3 protein-coding genes and 1 pseudogene are annotated in these 2845 nt (G+C 64.7%); 2 read left to right on the top strand and 2 right to left on the bottom strand.

Going from position 1 to position 2845, the window contains the following annotated elements; genetic code table 11:
- Window positions 1–178: 178 nt before the first annotated feature.
- Window positions 179–1276: an IS110 family transposase gene (locus MU407_RS13795; protein WP_246958348.1), complete on the bottom strand. Its 1098-nt coding sequence runs from the start codon at window positions 1274–1276 to the stop codon at window positions 179–181.
- Window positions 1277–1474: 198 nt separating this feature from the next.
- Window positions 1475–1783 (bottom strand): transposase, encoded by a 309-nt coding sequence (locus MU407_RS13790; RefSeq protein ID WP_246958345.1) that lies wholly within the window; start codon window positions 1781–1783, stop codon window positions 1475–1477.
- 87 nt (window positions 1784–1870) lie between these two features.
- On the opposite strand from MU407_RS13790, the pseudogene MU407_RS13785 reads away from it, so the two are divergent.
- A pseudogene (locus MU407_RS13785) lies at window positions 1871–2515 on the top strand (ISL3 family transposase); the annotation flags it as partial.
- The gene (locus MU407_RS14405) at window positions 2512–2643 is read left to right on the top strand and encodes a hypothetical protein (RefSeq protein WP_281507946.1); all 132 of its coding nucleotides are present in this window, start codon (window positions 2512–2514) and stop codon (window positions 2641–2643) included. The pseudogene MU407_RS13785 and the gene MU407_RS14405, both read left to right, overlap by 4 nt.
- Window positions 2644–2845 lie beyond the last annotated feature (202 nt).

Genomic DNA, 2845 nt, shown 5'->3' with positions numbered 1-2845 from the left:
CATCGAAGGATCGGTAACCACGAACTGGAAGGCCGCCCTCGGCCAACTCGCCCTCGTCTACCCCGAACGAATCGAACCCTACCTGTAACCCGCATCACACCCCTTACACACAGGGATTGACAAGCCCTCGCACCGGGGCGGTCGAGCTCCGCGATGCTCCTATGTCAAGTGCGAGCGCTCAGGCGGCTATGAGCGTCATCGAGGAAGCGGGTTCCTCGATCGTCGGCGACTCCAATGGACCATCACTCGCAGGCGCCTGGACGGCGGGGACCACGTCGGCTCGCTGTGCCGCGTAGACGCGGTCCGAGAGTCGACGTCGTAGCAGCCGTAGCGCCTCTTTACGAGTCTTGCCGGCGGCGATGAGCTTGTCGTAGTAGGCGGCGCCTTCAGCGCCCATCCGGATCTGGGTGAGGGCTGCCATATGCAGGGCGGTGTTGATCGTGCGATTCCCTCCACGCGAGAGGCGAACACGGACCTTGTTGCCTGACCAGACTGGGATCGGCGCGGTGCCGTTGAATCTCGCGTAGGCGTCGCGGGAACGGAACCTGGTGATTCCCGCTGTCTCGCCGATGATCATCGCTGCGCCCAAGGTGCCCATGCCCGGCACGGCGACCAGCGAGGGATGACTTGACCGCACCAGTCGGCTCAGGCGGCTCTCCAGTGCGTTGATCCTGACGGTGAGCTCTCGGATATCGACCAGGAGGTCGAGAGCGATCTCGGCGACCGCCCCCTCGACCGGCTCCAGGTACTCGATCAGCTCGTCCAAGAGGTGGTATCGGCGCAGCGCACGGGAGGGAATCTCCAGTTCAGGATCGATTTCATGGAGGAACCAGCGAGCCTTGGACTGCATCGCAGTGCGCCGGGCGACCAGGGTCCTGCGATGGTCTGACAGGAGCTTGATGTCCCTGGAAGCGCCCGGCAGCTCAGCGGTCGGCAAGCCCTCTTCGCGCAGTGCCACCCGGGCCACGGCCTCGGCGTCAATGGGGTCCGACTTCCCGCGCTCGCGGCTGCTGCGCCTCATGCCAGCCATCAGCCTGGTGTGCACGCGCACGACTCGATGGCCGGACTCGAGCAGGTCCGCCTCGAGCCGACGAGTCAGGTGTCGACAGTCCTCGACCGCGACAGTGACGTCTTCGAAGGCTTCCAGCCAGGTCATGATCTTCCGGTGCCCGGCGGCACGTGCTTCGACCGTGAGCTCCTTGATTCTGCGTCCCACTTCGTCTACCGCGACGAGCGTGTGCCAGTCCTTGTGAGCGTCGATTCCGACGACAGTCATGACAGTCCCTTCCACAGGTCGGTTACTGCTCGAGCAGCGGTGCCGAACGCGGGAGGGCACGCCTCAGTGGGGCATTCGAACCAGCAGGCTCCTATCAGGCCACGCCCACCTCCAGCACCGCGGGCCCCGGCGGGACGGCACATCGAGGACAAGCCACGAAGGACAGCGAAAAAACGAGCCAGCCCCGCCGGGACGTCCTCAGTCTGGTACTGACGCGAAAAAAGCCGACGCTGTTCTCAGGATCGAGTTCGCTCGGCGTAGCTCACGGACCTCCTGCTCGAGCTCTCGAATCCGTTCGGTCTCCACCGTGGTGGTCCCCGGTCGCTCACCAGCGTCGATCTGGCGCTGACGCACCCAGCCGCGCAGCGTTTCGGGGTTCACCCCCAGCCGCTCCCCGACCCGGCGGAACACTCCACGCTGAGAGGTCGAGTCATCGTCAAGAGCATCCAGGACCATGCGAACCGCTCGCTCGCGCAGCTCATCGGGATACTTACGTGGTGCAGGCATACAGAGAAGTCCTTTCCGTGGCTTCACTGCCTCCATCATCCCCGGGACGATCCACCCTCAGATGTGAAGAGCCCTCAAACCGCAGAGTTCCGGGACAGGGTCGAGGTCGTTGCGATGGACGGATTCTCCGGCTACAAAACCGCGACCGCCCAGGAGCTGCCCGAGGCGACCGCAGTGATGGACCCGTTCCACGTCGTCGCGTTGGCTGGCGAGAAGGTCGATCAGTGCCGCCAACGCGTCCAGCAGGCAACCCTCGGTCATCGTGGCCGGTCCGCAGACCCGCTCTACGGCATCCGCCGAGTACTGCACACCGGAGCGGACCTGCTCACCGACAAGCAGACCACCCGCCTGAGGGCCGTGTTCGCCAGCGATGCGCACGTCGAGGTCGAAGCAACCTGGGGCATCTACCAGCGCATCGTCGCCGCGTATCGTGACCCCGACCGCGCCGCGGGAAAGAAGGCTCTGCAGGCAGTGATAGACGACCTCACCGAGGGAGTACCCAAGCAGCTCAAAGAGCTGATCACCCTTGGTCGGACCCTGAAACACCGGGCCGGGGACGTGCTGGCCTACTTCGACCACCCCGGCACCAGCAACGGCCCCACGGAGGCGATCAACAGCCGGCTCGAGCACCTCCGCGGCACCGCGCTGGGCTTCCGCAACCTCGCCCACTACGTCATCCGATCGCTGCTGGACACCGGAGGATTCAGAACCGAACTACACCGTCATCTGTGAAGAGCCTGAAAACTTCGGTCGGCACGGTCGGCGATAGCTACGATAACGCGCTGGCCGAGACCGTGAATGGCCTCTACAAGACGGAGCTGATCTACTCCAAGCGGATCTGGCGGTCGGTCCTGACTTAGGACATCGATTCGGGTTTCGCCGTCGTATGGGGCTGTGACCTGGGGTGATGGGTGGTTTTGGGGGTGGGGTGGGGCACTAACGGGTAGCGTTGCTCTATGGCCTACGTGCGGAAGGTGAGGACGGCTTCGGGCGCGGTGGCCGTGCAGGTGGTGCAGAAGGTCCGGGGGCGTCTCGAGGTACTCGAGCATGTGGGGTCTGCGC

Origin of the sequence: Brachybacterium sp. Marseille-Q7125 (genome assembly GCF_023062615.1) — a bacterium.
Lineage (GTDB): Bacteria > Actinomycetota > Actinomycetes > Actinomycetales > Dermabacteraceae > Brachybacterium.
This window is presented reverse-complemented; position numbering and strand designations above follow the sequence as displayed.